This window comes from Streptomyces gossypii, from assembly GCF_025165795.1.
Taxonomy (GTDB): Bacteria; Actinomycetota; Actinomycetes; order Streptomycetales; family Streptomycetaceae; genus Streptomyces; species Streptomyces gossypii.
Genome location: NZ_JAJAGO010000011.1, coordinates 189,977 through 214,157, shown reverse-complemented (window position 1 = coordinate 214,157; position 24,181 = coordinate 189,977). Strand labels below are relative to the sequence as shown.

Genomic DNA, 24,181 nt, shown 5'->3' with positions numbered 1-24,181 from the left:
GGTCCCTCTCGCCGTTCGCTTGTGTGCTGCGTGCGGCACCCATGATGGCGCCTCGCGGGTGGGGAAGGTGCGCCACGGTACGGTTTCGCGCCGGTTGTGGTCACATGTCGCCGTCGTCAGGGGGCGCCGTGTCCGCCGCCGTGTCCGCCGCCGTACGGGCCGCCCAGGCGCCGATGCGGTGGAGCAGCCCGGGAGGGGCGGCCGTCTCCGCGCCCCCCGCGATCCCCGCGTGCCCGAATCCCGGCTCGGTCCACAGCTGAGTGCACGCGGGATCGGCCGCTTCGGCGAGGGAGCGGGGGTGGTCGAGCGGGAAGTACGGGTCCTGGTCGCCGTGCACCACCAGCAGCGGTACCGGTGCGATGAGAGGCGCGGCGTCCACCGGGGAGAGCGGCACCGGGTCCCAGTCTTCCGGGTGAACTCTGGTGCCCAGGCCCCAGCGCGAGACCATCCGGCCGGCGGGCCGCTGGATCGCCCAGTGCAGCCGCCGCATCGGCGCCGTACCCCGGTAGTACCAGCGCGCGGCGGCGCTGACGGAGACCACGGCGTCCGGGTGTGCGCCCCGGGGCCCCGCTCCTGCGACGCTGCCCGCCTTGCCTGCCCCGCCTGCCCCGTCCGCCCCGTCCGCCGTGACCGGCGACATCCGGTGCAGCGCCGCATGCCGCAGTGCCACTGAGCCGCCCATCGAGAAGCCGATCGTGGCCACCCGCCGATGCCCCAGTGCGCGGGCCCAGCGCACCACGGCCGCCAGGTCCAGCACCTCCAGATTGCCCACCGTGGACCTCCCGCCGGAGCCGCCGTGGCCACGGAAGGAGAAGGTGACCACCGCCCCGTGCGCGGTGAGCGACCTCGCCGCGGCGCGCAGCGCGGGCCGCTCGAGCGAGCCGGAGAAGCCGTGCGCGAGCACCAGCGCGGTCCCGCTGCCGGGCCCTTCGTACGCCTCGTAGGCCGCCTCGATCCGCACTCCGTCGTCCGTCCGCAGTAGTCCGCGAAGGCGACCGTGTGTGCCTGTGCCGACACGAAAGCGGCCTACTTCACACTGCAATCTGCTGCGCATGTGGGCTATTCTGCTGCGCAAGAGGGATCCGGGCAGCGTCGCCCCCGGGTCCTTTTGCGCTTTCCGGGCGGTACGGCGCTGTACCGCCCGCGTCCTCGCAGGGCCCGAGGAAGGACTCAAAGTCATGGGCAAGCGAACCGGACACCAACCGCCGCCGACCGGAGGTGCGTACCTATGAGCTCGCTGCTGCTGCTCACCAACGCCCTCCAGCCCTCCTCCGAGGTCCTCCCGGCCCTCGGGCTCCTGCTCCACAACGTCCGCGTCTCGCCGGCCGAGGGGCCCGCGCTCGTGAACACGCCCGGCGCCGACGTGGTACTCGTCGACGGACGCCGCGACCTGCCGCAGGTGCGGGCGCTCTGCCAACTGCTGCACTCCACCGGCCCCGGCTGCCCGCTGGTGCTGATCACCACCGAGGGCGGGCTCGCCGCCGTCACGGCCGAGTGGGGCGTGGACGACGTACTGCTCGACACCGCCGGTCCGGCCGAGGTCGAGGCCCGGCTGCGGCTGGCGATGGGCCGCCAGCAGATCAGCGTGGACGACGTCCCGACGGAGATCCGCAACGGAGATCTGTCGGTCGACGAGGCCACCTACAGCGCCAAGCTCAAGGGGCGCGTGCTCGACCTCACCTTCAAGGAGTTCGAGCTGCTCAAGTATCTCGCCCAGCACCCGGGCCGGGTCTTCACCCGTGCGCAGCTGCTCCAGGAGGTGTGGGGCTACGACTACTTCGGCGGCACCCGCACGGTCGACGTGCACGTACGGCGGCTGCGGGCGAAGCTCGGGCCGGAGCACGAGGCGCTGATCGGCACCGTGCGGAACGTCGGCTACCGCTTCGTCGCCTCGGAGAAGGGCGCGAAGGGCGAGCGCGCCGAGCGGAACGCGGCCGAGCAGAAGGCGCGAGCGGAAGCCAGGGCCGTCGCGGATGCTGCCGAGGAGGTCACCAAGCGTGCCGTGGGGGGAGTGCACCGCACGGCTCCGCGCCCCGGCGATGGGGTGAATCGCCACGCGTAGACTGACCGGTGTGGCCAAGGTGACGCGGGACGATGTGGCAAGGCTGGCGGGTACCTCCACCGCGGTGGTCAGCTATGTGATCAACAACGGGCCCCGGCCCGTCGCCCCTGCCACCAAGGAGCGGGTGCAGGCTGCCATCAAGGAGCTCGGCTACCGCCCGGACAGAGTGGCACAGGCGATGGCCTCGCGGCGTACGGACTTGATAGGCCTCGTCGTACCGGACGCCCGCCAGCCCTTCTTCGCCGAAATGGCGCACGCGGTCGAACAGGCGGCAGCTGATCGCGGCAAAATGGTGCTCGTCGGGAATTCCGACTATCTGGACGAGCGCGAGGTCCACTATCTGCGCGCCTTCCTGGGCATGCGGGTCTCCGGCCTGATCCTCATCAGCCAGGGCCCCAGCGAGCACGCGGCCACGGAGATCGACGCCTGGGACGCCCGGGTCGTGCTGCTGCACCGTCGGCCCGAGGCGATCGACGACGTGGCCGTGGTGCTGGACGACGTGGGCGGCGCGCAGCTGGCCACCCGCCATCTGCTGGAGCACGGGCACGAGGACGTCGCCTGCCTCGGCGGCATGGAGTCCACTCCGGAAAACGGCGACCCGGTCACCGACCATGTGGACGGCTGGACGCGTGCGATGCGGGAGGCCGGGCGCTCGGTCGAGGGCCGCCTCTTCAAGGCCCCGTACAACCGCTACGACACCTACCGGCTCGCGCTGGACCTGCTGCGCCGCCCGGACCGGCCTACCGCCCTCTTCTGCTCGACGGACGACCAGGCGATCGGCGTGCTGCGGGCGGCCCGCGAGCTGGGCATCGACGTGCCCGGCGAGCTGGCGGTCACCGGCTTCGACAACGTCAAAGAGGCGGCGCTCACCGATCCGCCGCTGACGACCGTGGGCTCCGACCGGGAGGCGATGGCCCGCGCGGCGGTCGATCTGGTGCTGGACGACGGCCTGCGGGTGGCGGGCTCCCGCCGCGAACGCATCCGGCAGTTCCCCACCGGCTTGATCGTCCGCCGCTCCTGCGGCTGCGAAGCGCCTCCGGCGCACTGAGCACTGGGCACTGGGCACTGGGCACTGGGCACCGGGCCGAGCCCGCACCCGCACCCGCACGAAGGAATCGGGCTCCTCCCGGAGGGGGACCGGGAGGAGCCCTGGCCTGAGGCGCCAGAAGGCGCTAGGACGTGCTCAGGACGTGCTGACGCGCTCCGTGAGAAAGTCCTCCCAGGTGCGCTTGCCGACCTCGGCGGTGTCGAGGTTGAGGTTCTCACCCGCGCGGTACGCCTTGCCTGCTTTGCCGGGCACCCGGACGGGCATCTTCATCCGCTTCTTGCCGCGTGCCTGCAGGTATGCGGGCACCAGCTCGTTCATGCCGTAGACCTTGGGACCGGCGATGTCCGGCACCAGGCCCGCGGGCTTGCCGAGGGTGAGCTCGGCGAGGCGGGTGGAGACCTCGGCTGCGTCGACGGGCTGGAAGCGCAGCCCACCGGGGATGGGCACGACCGGCATCTTGGCCATGCCTCCGACGATCTTCAGGACGAGGTCGTGGACCTGGGCCGCGCGGATGGTGGTCCAGGGAAGACCGGATTCGGAGACGGCCTTCTCGGCGCCGTACTTCATCTTGAAATAGCCGAGGGGCATTTTGTCGGCGCCGATGACGGAAATGTAGATGATGTGCTTGACGCCTGCGCGGGAGGCGGCCCTGGTGAGGTTCTGGGTGGCCTCGGCGTCACCCTTGGTACCGCCGGCGAGGTGCAGCAGGGTCTCCACTCCGTCCACCGCCGGGTCGATTCCCTCACCCTTGAGCAGATCGCAGTTCACGTACTCGATGCCGCTCTCTGCTTCGTGGTGATGGCGGCTGAGGACGCGCAGGTCGTGGCCGGCATCCCGCAGCAGCGGCGTCACGAGACGACCCAGCAGGCCCGTCCCGCCGGTGACCAGGATGGGTGACGTCATGGTTTCTCCAAACTCGTTTGGACCGGGCGTTCAGCCCCCAGCCACATCAGCGGGTTTCCGTCACATCAGCAGGTTCGCGGGGGTCTACTTCTATGACACCCCGCGAGTGAGGAATGTGACTGATGGATGAGCAGGAGTGGCTGATAGAGCGATTCGAGGCAGACCGGAACCGCCTGCGGGCGGTGGCCTACCGGATGCTCGGCTCACTCAGCGAGGCTGACGACGCGGTGCAGGAGGCGTGGCTGCGCCTCAACCGTGCCGACACCAGCGGAGTGGAGAACCTCGCCGGGTGGCTGACCACCGTCGTGGGACGCGTGTGTCTGAACATGCTGCGTACCCGCCAGTCACGGCGCGAGGAGCCCCTCGACGTACTGGTGCCCGACCCGGTGGTCCGGCAGGACGACGGCAGTGACCCGGAGCAGGAGGCGCTGCTTGCCGACTCGGTGGGGCTGGCGCTGCTCGTGGTACTCGACGCGCTGACGCCCGCCGAGCGGCTCGCCTTCGTGCTGCACGACATGTTCGCCGTCCCCTTCGAGGAGATCGGTTCGATGATCGAGCGGTCCCCGGCTGCGGCCAGACAGCTCGCAAGCCGTGCCCGCCGCCGGGTCAAGGGCGGTGCCCCGGTGCCCGATGCCGATCTGGCCCGCCAACGGCAGGTCGTCGACGCCTTCCTGACCGCCTGTCGGGGCGGGGACTTCGACGCGCTGGTCGCACTGCTTCATCCGGACGTGGCGCTCCGGGCCGACAAGACGGCTGGTCCCACCCCCGCGCCTCTCCTCCTGCGCGGCGCCCGGACGGTTGCCAAGGGCGCGCTCTCCGCGACGGAGCGCGCGCGCTTCACCCAGCCCGCGCTGGTGAACGGTGCGGTCGGGCTGGTCATGGCCCCCCGCGGGCGGCTGTTCCTGGTGCTCGGGTTCGCCATCACCGACGGCAAGATCAGCGAGTTCGACGTGATCGCGGACCCGGAGCGCCTCCGCCAGCTCGATCTGGCCGTCCTCGACGACTGACCGGCTGGCTCATCCCGGTCTTGACTTCAACCAGAGTTCAGGTTGTTGGCTGTGTGATGTCGCGGACGGCGCGACGAGCATGCGAAGAGGGAGAGGATCTCCATGATCGTTACTGACGGACTTGTGCAGCAGAGCGTCCCGGATGTGCTGCGGCCCGACGCCGGGCTCGTGCTGATGTCCCAGTGGGATGTACCGGACGGGCCCGAGCGGCGGCGGACGGTGATGGACGGAACGATCGAGGCATGGGAGCAGCACCCGCTGCCCGAGGGCTTCCTCTCCCGGGTGGCCTTCGAGGGAACCGACCAGAAGACGATCTTCAATTACGCCCAGTGGACGTCGGTCGAGGCACACCGCGAGTTCGCCCAGAACCCGGCGAACCAGGAGGGCCTGACCCCGCGCATCGTCGCCATCGCGGGCCCCGTCGGGACGCCCGGCAAATACGAGCTGTACCGCAGCCTGCGGGCGAAGGAGACCCCGGCCGTGCCGGGCTGCATCGTGGCGGTCACCTTCGACACCGACGGACCGGAGACGGCCCGTAAGTTCGTCGACACCCTGGTCGAGCACTTCGGCGAGGAGCAGCCCGGCAACGAAGACGGCGGCATAGCCTCGCATTTCCACATCCATCTGGACGGCAGCCGGGTCGTCAACTACAGCGAGTGGACCTCGCCCGAGGCACACGAGGAGATGGTGCGGACCCAGCTGCAGGAGGGCAGCGAGATCATGAAGCTCGTCGGCTCGATCGAAGGTCTGCACCCGCAGGGCTTCCGCCGTTTCCTGCCGTACCGGGGCCTGTACCGGCCGTGACGCTACCCCGAGCGGGATTCATCGGGCGCTCTCAGGCGCCGCTCAGAGAATTCTCATGGACGGGGCGCAGCCTGGACGCATGAGTGAATATGACGCGAACGGTCCGCAGTCCTCGCAGGCTCCGCAGTCACCACAGCCTCAGCAGCCCCAGCAGTCCCCGCCGCCCGCACCGGCATGGCCCCCGCCTCCGCCCGGCTCCGACGTGGCGCTGGCAAGGGCACGCCGGGTGCGGGGGCCCCGGGCGCTGATCGCCGCCGTCGCCGTCGCGGCGGCCGTGATCGGCGGTGGGGCCGCAGCCCTGGTCAGTGAGGCGTTCGACGCCGAGCCGAGCGCCGCCACCACGGGCAGCAGCGCCGTATCGGGCACCCAGACGGGTACCGGCACCACCAACGGCATCACCGGCGTGGCCGAGAAGGTCAGCCCCAGCGTGGTGGAGATCAACGCCGCCTCCGGCCAGGGGCAGACCACCGGCTCCGGCGTGGTGATCTCGGAGGACGGCGAGATCCTCACCAACAACCATGTCGTCTCCGGGGCCCAGAAGATCGAGATCACCCTCAAGAACGGCAAGACCACGACCGCGGAGGTCGTCGGCACCGAGCCCGAGCTCGACATGGCGCTGATCAAGGCCGAAGGCGTCAGCGGACTGACCCCGGCGGCGCTCGGCGACTCCGACCAGACGGGCATCGGCGACCAGGTCGTCGCCTTCGGTTCCCCCGAGGGCCTGACCGGCACCGTGACCAGCGGCATCATCTCCTCCAAGAACCGCGACGTGACGGTACAGCGTGAGGGCGGCTCCCCGGAGGGCGGCTCCTCGCAGGGCGGGCCGGAGAACTGGCCCTTCCAGTACGACGGCGGCGAGTACAACGGCGACGTCGGTTCGGACACCACCACCTACAAGGCGCTCCAGACCGACGCCTCGCTGAATCCCGGCAACTCCGGCGGCCCGCTGGTGAACATGAAGGGCCAGGTCATCGGGATCAACTCGGCAAACGGGGGCGCCGGCGGCAGCGACGGCAGCAGCGCGGGCGGCGGGGGCAGTGTGGGTCTCGGCTTCGCCGTCCCGATCAACGACGTGAAGCAGATCCTGGACGACCTGCGCGCGGGTGACGGCCGGTGACACCGGTCCCGTCCGTGGCGTGTCCTGGGGCCCACCTGAGCCGGGCATGCTGGAGGGCATGAACGTGCTGATCGTCGACGACGAGCCCGCGGTGCGGGACGCGCTGCGCCGCAGCCTCAGCTTCGAGGGTTACGAGACCGTCCTCGCCGTGGACGGTGCCGACGCCCTGGAGCAGGCCGCGGCGCACCAGCCAGAGCTGATCATCCTCGATGTGCTGATGCCCCGGATGGACGGCCTCACCGCCGCCCGGCGGCTGCGCGCGGCGGGCGTACGGGTGCCGATCCTGATGCTGACCGCACGCGACACCGTCGGCGACCGGGTGACCGGCCTGGACGCGGGCGCCGACGACTACCTGGTCAAACCCTTCGAGCTGGACGAACTGCTGGCCCGCATCCGTGCCCTGCTGCGCCGCAGCTCGTACGCCGCCGAGGCGATCGGTGCCGCGACGAGCGGTGGCGAGGCGGGCGAGACCCTCGCCTTCGTCGACCTGCGGATGGATCCGGTGACCCGGGAGGTGACGCGCGGCGACCGCGCGCTCGAACTGACGCGCACCGAGTTCACCCTGTTGGAGATGTTCCTCTCACACCCCCGCCAGGTGCTGACCCGCGAGCAGATCCTCAAGGCCGTCTGGGGCTTCGACTTCGAACCGTCCTCCAACTCGCTGGACGTCTACGTGATGTATCTCCGCCGCAAGACGGAGGCAGGCGGGGAGCCCCGCCTCCTCCAGACCGTCCGCGGCGTCGGCTTCGTCCTGCGGGAGGGCGAGTGAGCCAAAGGGGGCGCCGGTGTCGAAAGTGACGAGGTCAAGTGAGTGAGGAACGAGCGAGTGCAGCGCCGAGGAGTGTCGACATCGGTTACGAGCCTCCGGAGGCGAACCGAGCCGAGAAGGGGCGAGTGAGCCAAAGGGGGCGCCGGTGTCGAAAGTGACGAGGTCAAGTGAGTGAGGAACGAGCGAGTGCAGCGCCGAGGAGTGTCGACATCGGTTACGAGCCTCCGGAGGCGAACCGAGCCGAGAAGGTGCGAGTGCGCTTGGCCGTGTTCCGCCGGCTGAACGCCATGACGCTGCGCTCGCGGCTTGCGCTGCTGGTCGCGGTGACCGTGGCGGTGGCGGTGGCGGCCTGCGCGACGGTCGCCTGGTTTCTCGTACGGGCGCAGCTCGTCTCCTCGCTGGACGACGCGCTGCGCGAAAGCCAGGTGTCCGACGCGATGGTGATCCGGCAGTGGGAGGCCGGCCAGTGCCGGTCGGTGCCCGAGGCGACGCGCCGTGCCGTGCCGAACCCCTTCGACTCGACCGTGCAGCTCGTGGACCGCAGCGGCAACAGCTGCATGGCCTTCGGTGAGCAGCCGCTGCCCGTCGGGGGCCAGGACGCGGCGGTGGCGCGCGGGGAGCGGACCGAGACGCTCCACACCGTACGGGCCTCGGACGGCGTGGAATACCGGGTGCTGACCCGCCCTCTGCGGGTGCCGGGTGCCGACGCGGCGGTGAGCGTGGCCCGCCCGCTGGACGAGGTGGACCACTCGCTGGACACCCTGGCCCTGGTGCTGGGCCTGGTCGCGGCGGCGGGCGTGCTGGGCGCGGCCGGGGCGGGCGTCGCGCTCGCGCGCGCCGGGCTGCGCCCGGTGGTCCGGCTGACCGGGGCGGTGGAGCACGTCGCCCGTACGGAGGATCTCGCCGTGCAGATCCCGGTGGAGGGAGATGACGAGATCGCCCGGCTGTCCCGCTCGTTCAACTCGATGACCGCCTCACTCGCCTCCTCCCGGGCCCTCCAGCAGCAGCTGATCGCGGACGCCGGGCACGAGCTGCGCACGCCGCTCACCTCGATGCGGACGAACATCGACCTGCTGGTGCGCAGCGAGGAGACCGGCCGGGCGCTGCCGCCGGAGGACCGTGCGGAGCTGCTCGCCTCCGTGCGGGCGCAGATGGCGGAGCTGGCCGCGCTGATCGGCGATCTCCAGGAACTGTCCCGGCCCGAGGGCGCCGGCGCTGCGGGTGCTGTGGCGGGCGGTCCGAACGCGCCCGTGCCAGTCGTCGCACTGCACACCGTCACCGAGCGGGCCGTGGAGCGGGCGCGGCTGCGCCGCTCGGGCGTCGCCCTCACTGCCCGGCTCGCCCCCTGGTACGTGCGGGCGGACCCGGCGTCGCTGGAGCGCGCGGTGCTCAACCTGCTCGACAACGCGGTCAAGTTCAGCCCGGCGGGCGGCACCGTCACTGTCTCGCTGGACGGCGGGACGCTGCGGATCCGGGACCACGGGCCGGGCGTGCCCGCCGAGGAGCTTCCGTATGTCTTCGACCGCTTCTGGCGCTCGCCGTCCGCACGGAGCATGCCCGGCTCCGGGCTGGGGCTGTCCATCGTCGCCCGTACGGTGCGGCAGGCGGGCGGCCATGTCGAGTTGCGTCCGGCCGGTGCCGGTGCCGGTGCCGGTGCCGGTGACAGCCGGGGTGACAGCGGGGACGAGGGGGCAGGCGGCGGTGGTACGGAGGCGGTGCTGCGCCTCCCGGGAGCCGCCGCGCCGCCGCCGGATACCGGCTGGCCGACGACGCCCTTGACTTGAACTTCGCTTCAAGTTGCATCCTCTCGGTACGCACTCACCAGGAGGAACACATGTCCAGCTCCACCAGCCAGCCCGCTGCCACCGCGACCGCCGCCCCCACGGCGGGCAAGTCCGGCGCACGTCTCGCCGTCATCTACGGCAGCGTCCGGGAAGGGCGCTTCGGCCCGGTGGTCGGCGACTGGTTCACCGGAGTGGCCAAGCAGCACGGCTCCTTCGCCGAGGTCGACGTCATCGACCTGGCCGACCACGAACTCCCGCTCAGCTTCCCCGCCTACGGCTCCGAGCCGCCCCCGAAGACGGCTCGCGTGCTGGAGGAACTCTCCGGGCGCCTCGACGCCGCCGACGCCTTCGTCGTCGTCACCCCCGAGTACAACCACAGCTTCCCGGCGTCGCTGAAGAACGCGATCGACTGGTTCCACGGCGAGTGGCAGGCCAAGCCGGTGGGCTTCGTCGCATACGGCGGGGTCAGCGGCGGGCTGCGGGCCGTCGAACACCTGCGGCCGGTCTTCGCCGAGCTGCACTCGGTCACCATCCGGGACGCGCTCAGCTTTGCCAATGCCGGGGATCTCTTCGGGGCCGACGGCCTCCCGAAGAATCTGGAAGGCAGCAGGCTGGCAGCCAAGGGCCTGCTCAACCAGCTGGACTGGTGGGCCGACGCACTGCGCGAGGCCCGTGCGAAGAGCCCGTACGGAGCGGCGGCCTGACCGGACTGCCCGGCCTGACCGGTCTGCCGGTCTGCCGGTCCCGCGTGAGCGGGAACAGCGCGTCGCCCGGCCCCGTGAGGCCGGGCGACGCACTGTTCCCGCGATGAGCCGTCAGCCGTCAGCCGGCGTCAGCTGATGACCGTGATGCGGTCCGCCGCCGGAGCGGCCAGCGGCGCGTCAGCCGAGGAGTTGGCGCTGAGGTACGACTCCATCGCCGCCAGATCGTCCCCGCCGACCAGCGGGTTCGTCCCCTCGCCCAGGGTGGGCAGACCGTCGCCGCCGCCGGCCAGGAAGCTGTTCATCGCGACCCGGTAGGTGGCGTCCGGGTCGAGCGGCTCACCGTTCAGCCGCACCGAGCCGGCGTCGATCCGGTCCGCGCCCGACTTGGTGAGGTCCAGGGTGTAGCTGAAGCCCTCCGATACCTGGAGGATCTTCGGCGACGCCTCGTTCGCGCCGCTGACCTGCTCCCGCAGCGCCTGGAGCAGCTGCGCGCCGGTGAGGTCGGCGAGGTTGACCGTGTTGGAGAACGGCTGGACGGTGAAGCCCTCCGCGTAGGTCACCACCCCGTCGCCCTCGTTCCCGGAAGCCGCGTGCGTGAGGTCGGCGCGGATGCCGCCGGGGTTCATCAGCGCCAGGTCTGTGCCCGGGTCCTGCTCCTTGGCGTGCGCCAGCTGCGCGTCCGCGATCAGGTCGCCCAGCGGCGACTCGGGCGTCTGCGCGCCACGTCCGGGGATGTCCTCGCTGATCCAGCCGACCGGCTTCTCGGCGACCGGCGCGGCCAGCTTGTTCCACTCGGTGATGAGCGCGGTGATGTCCTTCGCCTTGGGCTGCTCACGGCTCACCACATGGTTCACCGCGCCCACCTCGGTGCGCACGATGTCCTTGGTGGCGCGGTCGTAGGTGAGCGTCGTCTCGGTGAAGAGCTTGCCGTAGGAGGCGGCCGAGGTGACGGTGCGCGGAGTGCCGGACGGGTCCGGGATGCTGCACGCGTACGCCTGGTGGGTGTGACCGGTGACCAGCGCGTCCACCTTCGAGGTGGTGGCCTTGGCGATTTCGGCGACCGGCCCGGAGAGGCCGTCGCCGGGACCGGGGCTGTCGCAGTCGTAGTTGTACGCGGCGCCCGCGGGCGAACCGCCCTCGTGGATGAGCGCGACCACCGCGTTCACGCCCTTGCGCCGGAGCACCTCGGCGTACTTGTCGATGGTCTCGACCTCGTCGTGGAACTCCAGGCCCTTGACGCCGTCGGCCGAGACGATGTCCGGCGTGCCCTCCAGGGTGACGCCGACGAAGCCGATCTTCACGCCCCGGTGCTTCCAGATGTGGTACGGCTCCAGGACGGGCCTGCCGGTCTTCTCGGCGGTGACGTTCGCGGCGAGATAGGGGTAGTCGGCGCCCTCGAACTCCCGGCCCTCGGTGTAGCAGCCGTCCTCGGGATGGCAGCCGCCGCGCTGGAGCCGCTCCAGCTCCGCACGCCCCTCGTCGAACTCGTGGTTGCCCACGGAGGTGACGTCCAGCCCCAGCTTGTTCATCGCCTCGACGGTCGGCTCGTCGTGGAAGAGCCCGGAGAGCAGCGGGCTGGCGCCGACCATGTCGCCCGCCGCGGCGGTGACGGAGTAGCGCTCGCCCTTGCGGGCGTCGCGCAGGCTGGAGGCGAGGTACTCGGCGCCGCCCGCCGCGACCTCCTTCGTGGTGCCGTCCGGCTGGAGTTCGCTCACCCGGCCGGAGGAGCCCTGCGGGGGCTCCAGGTTTCCGTGGAAGTCGTTGAACGACAGCATCTGCACATCGACCGTACGGCCGTGTCCCTTGCCGTGTCCCTTGCCGTGGTCCTTGCCGTGGGAGGAAGCGGCGGCGGCTTCCGCACTGCTGTCCGCGCTCGCCGGTACCGCCGCGCTGAGCAGCGCGGCGGCGGTGACCAGCGCGGCAGCCGTCGCCGTCAACCGGCCGGTACGGCGTCTGCGTTGAGGTGTTGCGGCCATGATTCCTGGTTCCCTCTCTGGACGGCGGTACTGGGGAGGCGGACGGCAGCCTACGGTCAACGCGCGTAGCGCGTCAGTGTGCCGACGGTGAAGAGCGGGTTTCCGGCCGATGCCGCGCGTCCGACGCTGCGCTGTCCAGGCCGAGTGCTCCGGCCTACCCTTCTCACCCGAAGATCCAACCACCGATTGCCCACAGAACCACGGCTATGCCCCAGTACTGGACCGGGATCCAGTAGAGGGTGTGGCGGTTAGGGGGGAGATATTCGTTTCCCCGGGGGTCCAGATAGAGCACGTCCCGGTTCACGTACCTGCCGAGTAACCACAGCAGGATGCCGGCGGCGACGGCTCCCAGGTGCGCGCCTGTCTCACCCCCGCCTAGGAAACCGACACCCATTCCGAGGCCCACCGTCATGGGCCCGAGCAAGATGAACCAGCACCCGCCGCCGCTCCACACCACCACTGGGTCAGCCCCCTCGGTCACTTGGCATGTCAGCGCGGTCGGTGACAGGAGCCGACGCCTGCCAGCGAACCACTCACTGCCACGCCGTCCGGCAGCCGATTCTAGGGCGGCACCGCTCTTCTGCGGTGCACAGTTCACACGCCCCGTCACGGTGGGCTCGGATCACCTGTCCAATCCCCGAACGAGCCGAGCAGGCACCGCACTTCACAGCCCGCGTCCCCTCGGTGACGCCCAATTCCCGGGGCATGGGCTTGATCCGCCCTGACGAACAACGGAACCAGTCTGAGATGTGGCGGACAAGGCAAGTCGCCACGCTGCGCCGACTGCCTCCGAGAACTCGTCAAGCCCGAGGGGCGAGGCCGGACCGCCACCGCAGGGCAGGAGCCGGGGCCTGGCGGCAACGTCTAGGCTCGCTCCATGAGTGACGTGGTGGTGGTGGACGAGGTGGCTCCCGAAGCGGTACGGGAGGCACAGGACCTGATCGACGCGGCGGCCCACACCGACGGGCAGAGCGCCGTATCCGAACAGGGGCGGCTCCAACTGCGCGGCGGGAGGCGGGCGGGAGTACGGCACCTGCTGCTGCGGGAGCAGGAAAGACTGGTGGGCTACGCGCAACTGGAGGACACCGACCCGGTCGAGGCCCCGGCGGGCGAACTGGTCGTGCACCCCGGGCTCCGGGGGCGCGGATACGGCCGTCAGCTCGGGCAGGCGCTGCTGAGCACCTCCGGCAAGAGGCTGCGCGTATGGGCGCACGGCGGGCACCCGGCAGCCAAGCATCTGGCGCAGCTGCTCGGGCTGACCCTCTTCCGCGAACTGCGGCAGCTGCGCCGCCCGCTCGCCGGGCTCGAACTGCCCGAGCCGTCCCTGCCCGCAGGCGTGTCCGTACGGACCTTCGTTCCCGGCCAGGACGACGCGGCCTGGCTCGCGCTGAACGCCCGCGCCTTCGCCCACCACCCGGAACAGGGCACGCTCACCCAGCGGGACCTCGACGACCGCAAGGCCGAGTCCTGGTTCGACCCGGCGGGTTTCTTCCTGGCCGTGCGCGGCGAGCGGCTGGTGGGCTTCCACTGGACGAAGGTGCACAGCGCGGAGCAACTGGGAGAGGTGTACGTACTGGGTGTGTCACCGGACGAGCAGGGCAGCGGTCTGGGCAAGGCCCTCACGGCGGTCGGCCTGCGCCACCTGGAGCGCGATCGCGGCCTCCCGACGGCGATGCTCTATGTCGACGCCGACAACACCCCGGCCCTGGCGGTCTACGAACGCCTGGGCTTCCGCACCCACGAAACGGATCTGATGTACCGCACCGAAACCTGAGGGAGTCCTCCAACGCCGGACGGGCCGAATGGTGGGGCGGGCGGGCTCGGGGACAGCCCGTCCGGCGACTGAGGACACCCCCCTCGGCGGCTGTGGCGCCGCACTGGTAGAGGTGGGGGCGCGCAGTGCGGCCGTCGCGCCTCGCGGCAACGCGGTGATCCCCTGGCCGCCATGTTCGCTTAACCACGGATTCAAACTCGCTTGCGAGCATCGCGGAATGCAGTCAGCCGCTCGCCCCCACCGTCTCACCGCGCCCGGTGTCACCGGTGCGCGGAACAATGGGGGTATGAGCCAGCCAGCCGCACCGCACGTCCAGCCGACCGCTACGCAGGCCGGGCAGGGCAGCACCCCTGCGCAGGCCGGGCACGCTGAGCAGGCCGCACCGGGCGCCCCCGTATCTGCGTCCCCGGCGCAGGGGGCGCAGGCCCCGGCCCAGACCGCTCAGCCCTCCGTCGGCTCCATCGCCGCGCACCGCCCGCATGCCGTCACGGGCCCGGGCTCCAGCCGGCGCCCCGGCCCTGCGCTGGAGCCGGATCTCGACTCCGACCCGGACACCTACGAGGAGGGCCAGGGGCCGCACGCCGATGCCGGGGATCTCCCGCAGGGGCGGTTCCTGGACCGTGAGCGCAGCTGGCTCGCCTTCAACGAGCGCGTGCTGGAGCTGGCGGAGGATCCGGAGACGCCGCTGATCGAGCGGGCCAACTTCCTGGCGATCTTCTCCAGCAATCTGGACGAGTTCTTCATGGTCCGGGTCGCCGGGCTGAAGCGCCGCATCGCGACCGGTGTCGCGACCCGTTCGGCCTCCGGCCTCCAGCCGCGCGAGGTGCTGGAGCTGATCTGGAACCGCTCGCGGGAGCTGATGGCGCGGCACGCCGCCTGCTTCCAGCAGGATGTCGCGCCCGCCCTCGCCGAGGAGGGCCTGCAGGTGCTGCGCTGGCCCGAGCTCACCGAGAAGGAGCAGGCGCGGCTCTTCACGCTCTTCCGGCAGCAGATCTACCCGGTGCTGACGCCGCTGGCCGTCGACCCGGCGCACCCGTTCCCGTACATCTCGGGGCTGTCGCTGAATCTGGCCGTGGTCGTGCGCAATCCGATGAGCGGCCACAACCACTTCGCGCGGGTGAAGGTGCCGCCGCTGCTGGCCCGCTTCCTGGAGGCTTCCCCGCAGCGCTATGTGCCGCTGGAGGATGTGATCGCGGCGCATCTGGAGGAGCTGTTCCCCGGCATGGAGGTGCTGGGTCACCACATGTTCCGGGTCACGCGGAACGAGGATCTCGAGGTCGAGGAGGACGACACCGAGAACCTCCTCCAGGCGCTGGAGAAGGAGCTGATGCGGCGCCGCTTCGGTCCGCCGGTGCGGCTGGAGGTCGAGGAGTCGATCGACCCGTACGTGCTGGATCTGCTGGTGCGGGAGCTGAAGGTCGGCGAGGCCGAGGTCTATCCGCTGCCTGGTCCGCTGGATCTGACCGGCCTGGCCGGGATCGCCTCGGCGATGGACCGGCCGGATCTGAAGTACCGGAAGTTCGTCGCGGGCACCCACCGTGATCTGGCGGAGGTGGAGTCGGCCTCCGCACCTGACATCTTCGCGGCGCTTCGCGAACGCGACGTGCTGCTGCACCACCCGTACGACAGCTTCTCCACCTCCGTCCAGGCGTTCCTGGAACAGGCGGCGGCGGACCCGGACGTCCTGGCGATCAAGCAGACCCTCTACCGGACCTCCGGCGACTCCCCGATCGTCGACGCGCTGATAGATGCCGCCGAGTCCGGCAAGCAGGTGCTGGTGCTGGTCGAGCTGAAGGCCCGCTTCGACGAGCAGGCCAACATCAAGTGGGCCCGCAAGCTGGAGGAGTCCGGCTGCCATGTGGTGTACGGGCTGGTGGGGCTGAAGACACACTGCAAGCTGTCGCTGGTGGTGCGCCAGGAGGGGGAGACGCTGCGCCGTTACGCGCACGTCGGCACCGGCAACTATCACCCCAAGACAGCACGGCTGTACGAGGACCTGGGCCTGCTCACCGCGGAACAGCAGGTGGGGGCCGATCTGTCGGACCTCTTCAACCGGCTCAGCGGCTACTCGCGGCGTGCCACCTACCGGCGGCTGCTCGTGGCGCCCCGGTCGCTGCGGGACGGGCTGGTCTCGCGCGTACAGCGGGAGGTCGCCCACCATGAGGCCGGGCGTCCGGCGTACATCCGGATCAAGGTCAACTCGATGGTCGACGAGACGATCGTCGACGGGCTCTACCGCGCCTCGCAGGCGGGGGTGCCGGTGGACGTGTGGGTGCGCGGCATCTGCGCGCTGCGGCCGGGCGTGGCCGGGCTCAGCGAGAACATACGGGTGCGGAGCGTGCTCGGGCGCTTTCTCGAGCACTCCCGTGTCTTCGTCTTCGGGAACGGCGGCGAACCGGAGGTGTGGTTCGGCAGCGCCGACATGATGCACCGGAATCTCGACCGCAGGATCGAGGCGCTGGTCCGGGTCACCGATCCCGGGCACCGCGCCTCGCTGAACGGGCTGCTGGAGACCGGGACGTCGGACACCACCGCGTCCTGGCACCTCGGCCCGGACGGCGACTGGACGCGCGTCGCACACGACGCCGACGGCCAGCCGCTGCGGAACATCCAGGAAATGCTGATCGACGCCCGGAGGCGCCGACGTGGCCCAGCTGCATGAACCGCCGGTCAGGCCAGTGCTTTTCGAGCGGGCCGGGGCGGACACGGATGCCCGGGGGGCGTGCGCCGAGCGTGCTGTGCGGACGACGAGCGCGGGCGCTGGGGAGGGGCTGTAATGGGGCGGCAGCGGAATTCGGTCGCGGAGGACGCGGGGCCACCGGGCGCGGGCGCACTGGTCGGCGCGGGCCAGGGGAGACCGCCGCACCAGGCGGGCGGGTCGGCCGGTGCGCCAGGTGAGCCAGGCGCGGGCTCGGGCGCGGGCGCGACGGGTGCGGCAGGAACCCCGGCGCCCGAAGCGGCCACCGCGGGTGTCACCAGCACGGGTGACGCCACCGGAGGTGACGCCTCCGACGCCAGCGCGGGCGACGTGCTGGGCACGTATCTGCGCAGGCAGGCAACCGAGTTCCTGCGCAGCCTGCGGGTGCACGGCGAGAGCGCGGGCAGCGCCGAGGCCGTGGCGGAGGCGACCGCCGCCGTACGGCAGCTGCGGCGCTCCGCGCGGCGCCTCGGCGGCGCACTGCACACCTACCGCCCGCTTGTCGACACCGGGTGGGCCGATCAGCTCCGGGCCGAGCTGAGCTGGCTCTCGGGCACGCTGGCGCGCGAGTACGGTTACGCCGCCCGGCTGGACCGGCTGCTGGGCGCGCTGCACCGGCTGGCGAGCGACGGCGGCACGGTGACCACCGGCGGCGCCGGAGGACCGGCGGGCGGCGGCAGCGCGCTCCCGGTGGGCGCGGCCCGTGCGGGCGCCCTGCTGGAGCGGCAGCTGACGCTGTCCCGTACGCGGGCGCACTCGGCGGCGCTCCAGGCGCTGGGCTCCTCGCGCTTCCACGCGGTCGCGGACGCGGTCGCCGTCCTCGCCTCCGAGACGCCGCTCGCGCCGGAAGCGGACGCGAGGCCGGTGGCCGAGGCGCTGGTGCCGCTCGCCGAGCAGGCGCGGCGGCGGCTGGCCGAGGCGGTCGACGTGCTGCCGCTGGCGCGCGCGGAGCACCCGTACAACGCGGAGGCGCTCGCCCGCTCGCTGGCCGTCGAGGTGCAGGGGGACGCGGCCTGGCACCAGGTACGGCTGCTGCTGCGGCTGCACCGGTACGCGCGGGAGGTGCTGCGCACGGGCGCCTGGCTCGACATCCAGGCCCCCGGCGCCGACGGCATGGGGTCGAGGGAGATCGAGTACCGCCTGGGTCCGGCCAGCCGCGCGCTGGACCGGCACCGCGACGCGGCGGAGGCGGCCGCCGCCGCGGCGGCGGCCGCGCGTACGCCGCGCATCGCCCCGGCCACCGCGTATGCCCTGGGCGTGCTGCACGCCGACCAGCGGCACGAGGTGGAGGCCGCCCGGTTCGCGTTCGGGCGCCTGTGGACCGCGAGGGGGTCCGAGAGGGCGGGGCAGGTCAATGACGGCCGAGGGTGACCCCGGCGCCGGCGCCGGCGCCACGACCGGGCCGCCGCGTACGGTGCGGGCGGCCGGGTGCGTGCTGTGGCGGCGCTCCCCGCACGACGGCGGAATCGAGATCGGCCTCGTGCACCGGCCCCGCTACGGAGACTGGTCGCTCCCGAAGGGCAAGCTCAAGCGGGGCGAGGACGCGCTGCGGGGAGCCGTGCGGGAGGTGCGCGAGGAGACGGGCATGGAGTGCGCGCCCGGCAGCCCGCTGCCGACCTCCCGCTACACGATCGACGACGGACGGCCCAAGGAGGTCCGCTACTGGGCGGCCGAGGCGACCGGCGGCGCCTTCCTGCCCAACAAGGAGGTCGACCGCCTCGCCTGGCTCCCTCCGGCCGCCGCCCGCGACCGCCTCAGCCATGAGCGCGACCGCCCCCTGATCGACGCTCTGATGTCCGCCCTCCACGCCACCTGAGTCGGAGCGTGGCGCATTACGGCCATCCAGTGGCTGTATACCGCCACGCTCACCCCGGCCAGCCGCGCGGAGCGAGGGCCGTCCAGGGGACGGTCAGCTCGCCTTGGCGTCGGCGGCGCGGGTCGTCCGTGAGGGGCCAGTCGCCGCCCAGGGAGTGCGCGGCACGGATCCACCGCTGCCGCGCACCGAGCGCCGCGTACGGCGCGGCGCCCGCCCAGGCCCGGTCGAAGTCGCGCAGGAACGCGTGCACCGGCTCACCCGGCACATTCCGGTGGATCAGCGCCTTGGGCAGCCGCTCGGCCAGATCGGACGGGCGCGTCAGCGAGGCCAGCCGCGCCGCGAAGGTCACCGTGCGCGGGCCCTCCGCCCCGAGCGTTACCCAGACGTGCCGTCGTCCGATCTCGTCGCAGGTCCCCTCCACCAGCAGCCCGCCCGGCGCCAGCCGCTCGCGCAGCTGAGCCCACACGCCTGCGACCTGCTCTTCCGGGTACTGGCGCAGGACGTTCGCGGCCCGGATGAGCAGCGGCGCGCGCTCCACGGGGAGCTCGAAGCCGCCGCGCCGGAAACTGAGCCCGTGCCGTTCGTACGGCCGGGCGGCCGCGACGCGTGCCGGGTCTATCTCCAGCCCGACGACCTCGGCGTCCGGTCGTGTGCGGCGCAGCCGCAGCATGAGTTCGACGGCCGTCCAGGGAGCGGCGCCGTAGCCGAGGTCGATGGCGAGGGGCGCCTCGTCCGCGCGCCGCAGCACGGGCGCGTGTGCCTGGGCGATCCAGCGGTCCATGCGGCGCAGCCGGTTCGGGTGGGTGGTCCCGCGAGTCGCCGTCCCGACGGGGCGGGAGGGGGCGCGGCCGGACATACGGCGAGCTTACGGCCTCCCCGTGACAGGGCCTCCCAGGCGTGCGTCTGATCTGCGACCGGTACTTCACCCTCCGTACACCGAACGAGGACCGGAATGTGGGTTTCCGCAAGCACGCTGTTCTCCGTGAGACGCATCCTGGGAATCATCCTCGCCGTGGTGCTGCTCGGCGGCGTAGCGGCGGCCGTCGTCGCGGGCGGCGAGACGGAGAAGGAAGGCAAGGACGGCGAAGGCACGGCGACGACGACCGTGCGCGGGGTGATCGGGTCCGAGAAGGCCGAGTTCTTCGCCGACCCGGAGGTGGCGAAGACCCTGGCCGCCCACGGGCTCATCGTCAAGGCGGAGAAGTCGGGCTCCTGGGCGATGAACGAACGGCCCCTCAGGGGTTACGACTTCGCCTTCCCGGGCAGCACGGCTCCGGCCAGGGAGCTGGCGCGGAAGGCCGGGGTCAAGGGGGAGCTGCCGCGCCCCTTCTACTCGCCGCTCGTGGTGGCGGCTCACCGCGACGCCGCCCGGGTCCTCGCCGACAACGGGCTCGCCGTGCTCGACGGCAAGAACAGCGGCACGCTGAAGATGGGCGCCTATCTCAAGGCGGCCGAGAGCGACCGCACCTGGCAGGAGCTGAAGGGCGGGGACGCGCACAGCCAGCTGACCGGGACGGTCTTCGTCACCAGCACCGACCCGGTCGCCTCCAACTCCGGTGCGCTCTATCTGGCCGCCGCCTCCTATGCCGCCGACGGTGGCCGGGTGGCCGCCGACGACGCGGACATCGACAGGACGGCCGGGCTGATGCGGAAGCTCATCGGAGTCCAGGGCGCCCAGCAGACCAGCTCCGACGCTCCCTTCCGCGATTTCGTCAGCGGTGCGGGCAACCCGCTGGTCCTGGTCTACGAGGCGCAGGTCGCCTCCCTGCTGATCCAGCGGCAGGACGTCGGTGACCTCGTCGTCCTCTACCCGGACACCACGGTCAACAGCGACCACACCCTGGTGCCGCTCACCACGGAGGGACGCAAGCTCGGCCGCCTGCTGAGCGGTGACGAGAAGCTGCGCGAGCTGGCGGTCCGGCACGGATTCCGGCCGCAGGGTGCCACTGCCGAGTTCGCCGCCGCCACCGAGCCCCACGCCGGCCACCTCAATCAGGACCTGAACGGAGTACGGCAGGCACCCGTGCCCACGGCCGAGGTGCTGCGGAAGATCGCGCAACGGGCCAAGAGCCAGTAGCCAGTAGCTGGGAGACCGACGTGTCCATCGGATCCACCGAACCCACCCGACCCACGAAGTCCTCCGAGGCGGCCGGGCCCACCGGGTCCACCGGCGGCGACGACTGGGTCCTCACCCCGCCCGAGCCCGTCGCCCCCGTCCCGAAGGAGAAGGCCGCGGGCCTGGTGCCGGTGCCGGAATCCGTACGGGAGGAGATGGAGCGCCGCGCCGCCGAGTACGTGGACGGGCTGGCCGCGCTCGACGCCCGCTCGCCCGAGTTCGCCACCCGCATAGGGGAGATCGCGGCGCTCGGCTCCGGCGAGATGCGCAGCGCCGCCCAGCAGTCCAACCGCATGCTCGACCGCACGGTGCGGTCTCTCGGCGAGGGCGAGGGCGGCGACAGCCAGACCCGGGTCTCCTCCTCGCTGGTCGAACTGCGCCGCACCGTCGAGGACTTGGACCCGCGAGAGGGGTCGCGCCGGGGTGCCCGGCGGCTGCTCTCCAAGCTGCCGGGCGGCAACAGGCTGCGCGACCACGTCGCCCGGTACGCCTCGGCGCAGGGCACCCTCAACAAGATCGTCGGCTCGCTGCGCGGCGGCCAGGACGAGCTGCGGCGCGACAACGCCGCGCTGCACACCGAGCGCATCCGTCTGTGGGAGACGATGGGCAAGCTCCAGGAGCACGTGATCCTGGCCGAAGCCCTGGACACGGCGACCGGGCAGCGCATCACCGACGTCGAGGCCACCGACCCCGTCCAGGCGGACGCGCTCCGTGCCGACGTGCTCTTCCCGGTACGGCAGAAGCACCAGGATCTGATGACGCAGCTCGCGGTGTGCGCGCAGGGCTATCTGGCGATGGACGTCGTACGCCGCAACAACGAGGAGCTGGTCAAGGGCGTCGACCGGGCGGCGACCACCACCGTTTCGGCGCTGCGCATCTCGGTGATGCTGGCATCCGCGCTGGAGAACCAGCGCAAGGTGACGGAGCAGGTCAACGCGCTGCGCGGGACGACGGAGGACCTGATCCGCGGCAACGCGCAGATGCTCGAAACGCAGAGCGGCGAGATCCAGCGGATCGCCGCCGACCCGGCGGTGGGCGTGGAGACGCTGCGGACGGCCTTCCAGCAGATCTACCGCACGCTGGACGCGATCGACGTGTACAAGGTGCAGGCGACGGAGTCGATGGCCACGACGATCGAGGCGCTGACGGGTGAGCTTCAGCAGGCGAACACGTACCTGGAGCGGACGCGCCCCGCGGACACGGCACAGGGCGGCCACCTGTGACCCGGACCCCGGGCAGCCCGTCACCCGTGCGCCGGGCGGGCGGGACCAGGGCGAGGCGCCGGGCGGCTGTCTGGCTGACCGCCGCCGCGCTGCTGGCGGGCACCGCCGCCTGCACCTCCGGTGGCTCGGACGGCTCCGAGGGCGGCGGTTCCCGTGGCGACCGCGCCCCGCGCACGCTGCGGGTTCTGGCCAGCAGTGAACTCGCCGACCTGAAACCGGTGCTGGAGCAGGCACGCGAGGCGACCGGCGTCACCGTGAAGGCGACCTGGACGGGCACGCTGGACGCCGTCGAGCAGGTGGCCTCCGGGAAGGCGGACGGCAGGTACGACGCGGTCTGGCTCGCCTCCAACGACTACCTGCGGCTGCGGCCCGCCGCCGCCGGAAAGATCGGGTCCGAGACTCCGCTGATGTCCTCACCGGTCGCGCTCGGGGTCAAGAAGGAGGCGGTCGAGCGGCTCGGCTGGCAGCCGGACGAGGTCACCTGGTCGCAGATCCACCGGGCGGCGGCGGACGGGAAGCTGTCCTACGGCATGACCGATCCCCTGCGCTCCAACTCCGGCTTCGCCGCGCTGATCTCGACCGCCTCGGCGCTCTCCGACGCCCAGTCCGCGCTTCGCGAGGAGGACGTGCGCGAGGCCGCGCCCGAGCTCGAGGAGTTCTTCGCCGGGCAGAAGCTGACCTCGGGGTCCTCCGGGTGGCTGGCCAGCGCGTACGAACGGCGCGGCTCGGTCGACGCCCTCATCAACTACGAGTCCGTGCTGCTCTCCATGAACCGCGACCGCGACACCGGTCTGACCGTGATCCGGCCGAAGGACGGCGTGGTCACCGCCGACTATCCGCTCACCCACCTCGCCTCGGCGTCCGAGGACGCGCGGGACTCGGCCGGCACCCTCGCCCGCCATCTGCGCAGCCCCGAGGCCCAGCGGGCGATCACGGAGCAGACGTTCCGCCGCCCCGTCGTCGCCTCGGTGGAGCCCGCGGCCGGGCTCTCCCAGGAGAAGCGGCACGAACTTCCCTTCCCCGGGAGCCAGTCCGTCGCCGACGGGCTCCTCGCCGCCTACGAGAACGAGCTGCGGCGGCCCTCACGCACCGTGTACGTCCTGGACACCTCCGGCTCGATGGCGGGCGGGCGCCTCGAAAAGCTGAAGAAGGCGCTCACCCGGCTCGCCGGTGCGGACACCTCCCCCGCCGGGGAGCGCTTCCGCGACCGGGAGGAGGTGACGCTGATGCCGTTCGGCACCGAGGTCAAACGCGTCCGTACGCACACCGTCCCCGAAGAGCGGCCCGCCGGGGCACTCGGGAGGATCCGCGGGGACGCCGACTCGCTGACCGCGGCGGGCAACACCTCGATCTTCAGCAGCCTGGAGGAGGCCTACCGCCATCTCGACAAGCGGGAGTCGGCGCTCGGAGACGACCGTTTCACCTCGATCGTGCTGATGACCGACGGTCAGAACACGACCGGTACGGACGCCGCCGGCTTCGAGTCCTTCTACCGGGGCCTGCCCGAACGCAGGCAGGAGGCACCGGTGTTTCCCATCCTCTTCGGCGACTCCGACCACGCGGAGCTGACGAGCATCGCCGAACTCACCGGCGGGCGCCTCTTCGACGCCAACGAGGGTTCGCTGGCAGGCGCGTTCGAGGAGATCCGTGGCTACCAGTAGGCGCGGGGGCTCCGGGGGCTCCGGGGGCTCCGGGAAGACGGGAAGGGGCGGCAGGGGCGGCAGGGGCGGCAGGGCACTGGCCTACCTGGAGTCGCGCAAGAACCTCACCGGAGGCACGGCCGGAGTCGTCGGCCTGGGCCTCACCTTCGCGGGTGTCGCGGGTGCCTACTGGCCCGTCGTGGTCGCGGGTCTGTACGGCGCGGGGGCGCTGATCGCCCCGCCGGAGCGGCCCGCCGCCCCGGACTTCCCCGATCCCACCGAGCAACTCGACGCCCTGCGCGCCGACTTCGCGACGCTCCGGGACTATCTGGCCAAGGTCGAGCTGCCGCCTCCGGCCGACGGCAGGCTCCTCGAACTGGACGAGGTGCTCGCTGCCCTGCTGGACCCGGACGGGCCGGGTGGTGCTCTGACGGACGATCCGGAGGCGCTGCACGCCCTGCGCCGGATCATTTCGCAGGATGTGCCGGAGGTGGTCGACACCTTCGTCCGCATCCGCTGGTGGACCCGTCTCGCGCCGGGCGGCGAGCCGCCCGAGCTGCACCTGGAGCGGCAGCTGGGCCTCCTCCACTACGAGGCCGCCGCGCTCGCCTCGATGCTGCGGGCGGTGGCGGAACGGCACCAGCAGACCCTTGAGCACTACCTCGAAGAGCGCAGGCGCTCCGAGTAGCCCGTACCGGATTCCCCAGGAGATTGGTCAAGATTTGGCAAACTAGAAATGC

General features: G+C 71.8%; 20 protein-coding genes. 16 read left to right on the top strand and 4 right to left on the bottom strand.

The annotated features are described in order from the left end of the window. Nucleotides 1-100 precede the first annotated feature (100 nt). Entirely contained in the window at nt 101-961 is an 861-nt protein-coding gene (locus LHJ74_RS23480; RefSeq protein ID WP_260220149.1) for an alpha/beta fold hydrolase, read from the bottom strand. 267 nt (nt 962-1,228) lie between these two features. On the opposite strand from LHJ74_RS23480, the gene LHJ74_RS23475 reads away from it, so the two are divergent. Further along, a complete protein-coding gene (locus LHJ74_RS23475) occupies nt 1,229-2,062 on the top strand; it encodes a response regulator transcription factor (protein WP_260220147.1) in 834 nt (277 codons plus the stop codon). A 10-nt stretch (nt 2,063-2,072) separates the two neighbouring features. Next, a complete protein-coding gene (locus LHJ74_RS23470) occupies nt 2,073-3,110 on the top strand; it encodes a LacI family DNA-binding transcriptional regulator (RefSeq protein ID WP_260220145.1) in 1,038 nt (345 codons plus the stop codon). A 135-nt stretch (nt 3,111-3,245) separates the two neighbouring features. Here the strand turns inward: LHJ74_RS23470 and LHJ74_RS23465 are convergent, their stop codons facing one another. Then, nucleotides 3,246-4,013: an SDR family oxidoreductase gene (locus tag LHJ74_RS23465; RefSeq protein ID WP_260220144.1), complete on the bottom strand. Its 768-nt coding sequence runs from the start codon at nt 4,011-4,013 to the stop codon at nt 3,246-3,248. Between the two features lie 122 nt (nt 4,014-4,135). Here LHJ74_RS23465 and LHJ74_RS23460 point away from each other — a divergent pair, with 122 nt between their 5' ends. From LHJ74_RS23460 to LHJ74_RS23435, 6 genes are all read left to right on the top strand, one after another. Further along, nucleotides 4,136-5,020 carry a sigma-70 family RNA polymerase sigma factor gene (locus tag LHJ74_RS23460; RefSeq protein ID WP_260220143.1) on the top strand — a complete coding sequence of 295 codons (885 nt, stop codon included), beginning with the start codon at nt 4,136-4,138 and terminating at the stop codon, nt 5,018-5,020. Nucleotides 5,021-5,122: 102 nt separating this feature from the next. Beyond that, entirely contained in the window at nt 5,123-5,824 is a 702-nt protein-coding gene (locus tag LHJ74_RS23455) for an antibiotic biosynthesis monooxygenase (protein WP_260220142.1), read from the top strand. Nucleotides 5,825-5,903: 79 nt separating this feature from the next. Next, a complete protein-coding gene (locus LHJ74_RS23450) occupies nt 5,904-6,941 on the top strand; it encodes a S1C family serine protease (protein ID WP_260220141.1) in 1,038 nt (345 codons plus the stop codon). Nucleotides 6,942-6,999: 58 nt separating this feature from the next. After that, nucleotides 7,000-7,710, top strand: coding sequence for a response regulator transcription factor (locus LHJ74_RS23445; protein WP_260220140.1), 711 nt, complete (start codon nt 7,000-7,002; stop codon nt 7,708-7,710). Between the two features lie 287 nt (nt 7,711-7,997). Next, nucleotides 7,998-9,494 carry an ATP-binding protein gene (locus LHJ74_RS23440; protein WP_260220278.1) on the top strand — a complete coding sequence of 499 codons (1,497 nt, stop codon included), beginning with the start codon at nt 7,998-8,000 and terminating at the stop codon, nt 9,492-9,494. 50 nt (nt 9,495-9,544) lie between these two features. Then, nucleotides 9,545-10,198, top strand: a complete 654-nt coding sequence (locus LHJ74_RS23435; RefSeq protein ID WP_260220139.1) for an NADPH-dependent FMN reductase — start codon at nt 9,545-9,547, stop codon at nt 10,196-10,198. A 128-nt stretch (nt 10,199-10,326) separates the two neighbouring features. Here LHJ74_RS23435 and LHJ74_RS23430 read toward each other — a convergent pair whose 3' ends face one another. After that, nucleotides 10,327-12,174, bottom strand: coding sequence for a bifunctional metallophosphatase/5'-nucleotidase (locus LHJ74_RS23430; protein ID WP_260220138.1), 1,848 nt, complete (start codon nt 12,172-12,174; stop codon nt 10,327-10,329). A gap of 877 nt (nt 12,175-13,051) precedes the next feature. On the opposite strand from LHJ74_RS23430, the gene mshD reads away from it, so the two are divergent. The 4 genes from mshD to LHJ74_RS23410 all read left to right on the top strand — a co-directional run bounded on the left by mshD (nt 13,052) and on the right by LHJ74_RS23410 (nt 18,462). After that, on the top strand, nt 13,052-13,948 hold the full coding sequence (gene mshD, locus LHJ74_RS23425; RefSeq protein ID WP_260220137.1) for a mycothiol synthase: 897 nt from the start codon (nt 13,052-13,054) through the stop codon (nt 13,946-13,948). A 286-nt stretch (nt 13,949-14,234) separates the two neighbouring features. Continuing rightward, complete coding sequence (locus tag LHJ74_RS23420) at nt 14,235-16,610, top strand: RNA degradosome polyphosphate kinase (RefSeq protein WP_260220136.1); 2,376 nt, start codon at nt 14,235-14,237, stop codon at nt 16,608-16,610. A gap of 114 nt (nt 16,611-16,724) precedes the next feature. Then, a complete protein-coding gene (locus LHJ74_RS23415) occupies nt 16,725-18,017 on the top strand; it encodes a CHAD domain-containing protein (protein ID WP_260220134.1) in 1,293 nt (430 codons plus the stop codon). After that, nucleotides 18,001-18,462, top strand: coding sequence for an NUDIX hydrolase (locus LHJ74_RS23410; protein ID WP_260220133.1), 462 nt, complete (start codon nt 18,001-18,003; stop codon nt 18,460-18,462). Before LHJ74_RS23415 ends, LHJ74_RS23410 begins: the two co-directional genes overlap by 17 nt. A gap of 49 nt (nt 18,463-18,511) precedes the next feature. On the opposite strand, the gene LHJ74_RS23405 is transcribed toward LHJ74_RS23410, so the two are convergent. After that, the gene (locus LHJ74_RS23405) at nt 18,512-19,318 is read right to left on the bottom strand and encodes a class I SAM-dependent methyltransferase (protein ID WP_260220132.1); all 807 of its coding nucleotides are present in this window, start codon (nt 19,316-19,318) and stop codon (nt 18,512-18,514) included. A gap of 96 nt (nt 19,319-19,414) precedes the next feature. Between LHJ74_RS23405 and LHJ74_RS23400 the strand changes: the two genes are divergently transcribed. The 4 genes from LHJ74_RS23400 to LHJ74_RS23385 all read left to right on the top strand — a co-directional run bounded on the left by LHJ74_RS23400 (nt 19,415) and on the right by LHJ74_RS23385 (nt 24,129). Then, nucleotides 19,415-20,539, top strand: coding sequence for a hypothetical protein (locus tag LHJ74_RS23400; RefSeq protein ID WP_260220131.1), 1,125 nt, complete (start codon nt 19,415-19,417; stop codon nt 20,537-20,539). 20 nt (nt 20,540-20,559) lie between these two features. Beyond that, nucleotides 20,560-21,801, top strand: coding sequence for a toxic anion resistance protein (locus LHJ74_RS23395; protein ID WP_260220130.1), 1,242 nt, complete (start codon nt 20,560-20,562; stop codon nt 21,799-21,801). After that, the gene (locus LHJ74_RS23390; protein ID WP_375546816.1) at nt 21,798-23,462 is read left to right on the top strand and encodes a substrate-binding and vWA domain-containing protein; all 1,665 of its coding nucleotides are present in this window, start codon (nt 21,798-21,800) and stop codon (nt 23,460-23,462) included. The genes LHJ74_RS23395 and LHJ74_RS23390 overlap by 4 nt, the downstream gene beginning before the upstream one ends. Nucleotides 23,463-23,538: 76 nt before the next feature. Then, nucleotides 23,539-24,129 carry a hypothetical protein gene (locus LHJ74_RS23385; RefSeq protein WP_260220276.1) on the top strand — a complete coding sequence of 197 codons (591 nt, stop codon included), beginning with the start codon at nt 23,539-23,541 and terminating at the stop codon, nt 24,127-24,129. Nucleotides 24,130-24,181: the final 52 nt, after the last annotated feature.

What these genes read in the sequence shown, in the direction of transcription:
- LHJ74_RS23405 (WP_260220132.1), bottom strand. Translation starts at nt 19,318, where the DNA reads ATGTCCGGCCGCGCCCCCTCCCGCCCCGTCGGGACGGCGACTCGCGGG.
- LHJ74_RS23440 (WP_260220278.1), top strand. Translation starts at nt 7,998, where the DNA reads ATGACGCTGCGCTCGCGGCTTGCGCTGCTGGTCGCGGTGACCGTGGCG.
- LHJ74_RS23455 (WP_260220142.1), top strand. Translation starts at nt 5,123, where the DNA reads ATGATCGTTACTGACGGACTTGTGCAGCAGAGCGTCCCGGATGTGCTG.
- mshD (WP_260220137.1), top strand. Translation starts at nt 13,052, where the DNA reads ATGAGTGACGTGGTGGTGGTGGACGAGGTGGCTCCCGAAGCGGTACGG.
- LHJ74_RS23450 (WP_260220141.1), top strand. Translation starts at nt 5,904, where the DNA reads ATGAGTGAATATGACGCGAACGGTCCGCAGTCCTCGCAGGCTCCGCAG.
- LHJ74_RS23430 (WP_260220138.1), bottom strand. Translation starts at nt 12,174, where the DNA reads ATGGCCGCAACACCTCAACGCAGACGCCGTACCGGCCGGTTGACGGCG.
- LHJ74_RS23435 (WP_260220139.1), top strand. Translation starts at nt 9,545, where the DNA reads ATGTCCAGCTCCACCAGCCAGCCCGCTGCCACCGCGACCGCCGCCCCC.
- LHJ74_RS23475 (WP_260220147.1), top strand. Translation starts at nt 1,229, where the DNA reads ATGAGCTCGCTGCTGCTGCTCACCAACGCCCTCCAGCCCTCCTCCGAG.
- LHJ74_RS23415 (WP_260220134.1), top strand. Translation starts at nt 16,725, where the DNA reads ATGGGGCGGCAGCGGAATTCGGTCGCGGAGGACGCGGGGCCACCGGGC.
- LHJ74_RS23400 (WP_260220131.1), top strand. Translation starts at nt 19,415, where the DNA reads ATGTGGGTTTCCGCAAGCACGCTGTTCTCCGTGAGACGCATCCTGGGA.
- LHJ74_RS23460 (WP_260220143.1), top strand. Translation starts at nt 4,136, where the DNA reads ATGGATGAGCAGGAGTGGCTGATAGAGCGATTCGAGGCAGACCGGAAC.
- LHJ74_RS23465 (WP_260220144.1), bottom strand. Translation starts at nt 4,013, where the DNA reads ATGACGTCACCCATCCTGGTCACCGGCGGGACGGGCCTGCTGGGTCGT.
- LHJ74_RS23445 (WP_260220140.1), top strand. Translation starts at nt 7,000, where the DNA reads ATGAACGTGCTGATCGTCGACGACGAGCCCGCGGTGCGGGACGCGCTG.
- LHJ74_RS23410 (WP_260220133.1), top strand. Translation starts at nt 18,001, where the DNA reads ATGACGGCCGAGGGTGACCCCGGCGCCGGCGCCGGCGCCACGACCGGG.
- LHJ74_RS23420 (WP_260220136.1), top strand. Translation starts at nt 14,235, where the DNA reads ATGAGCCAGCCAGCCGCACCGCACGTCCAGCCGACCGCTACGCAGGCC.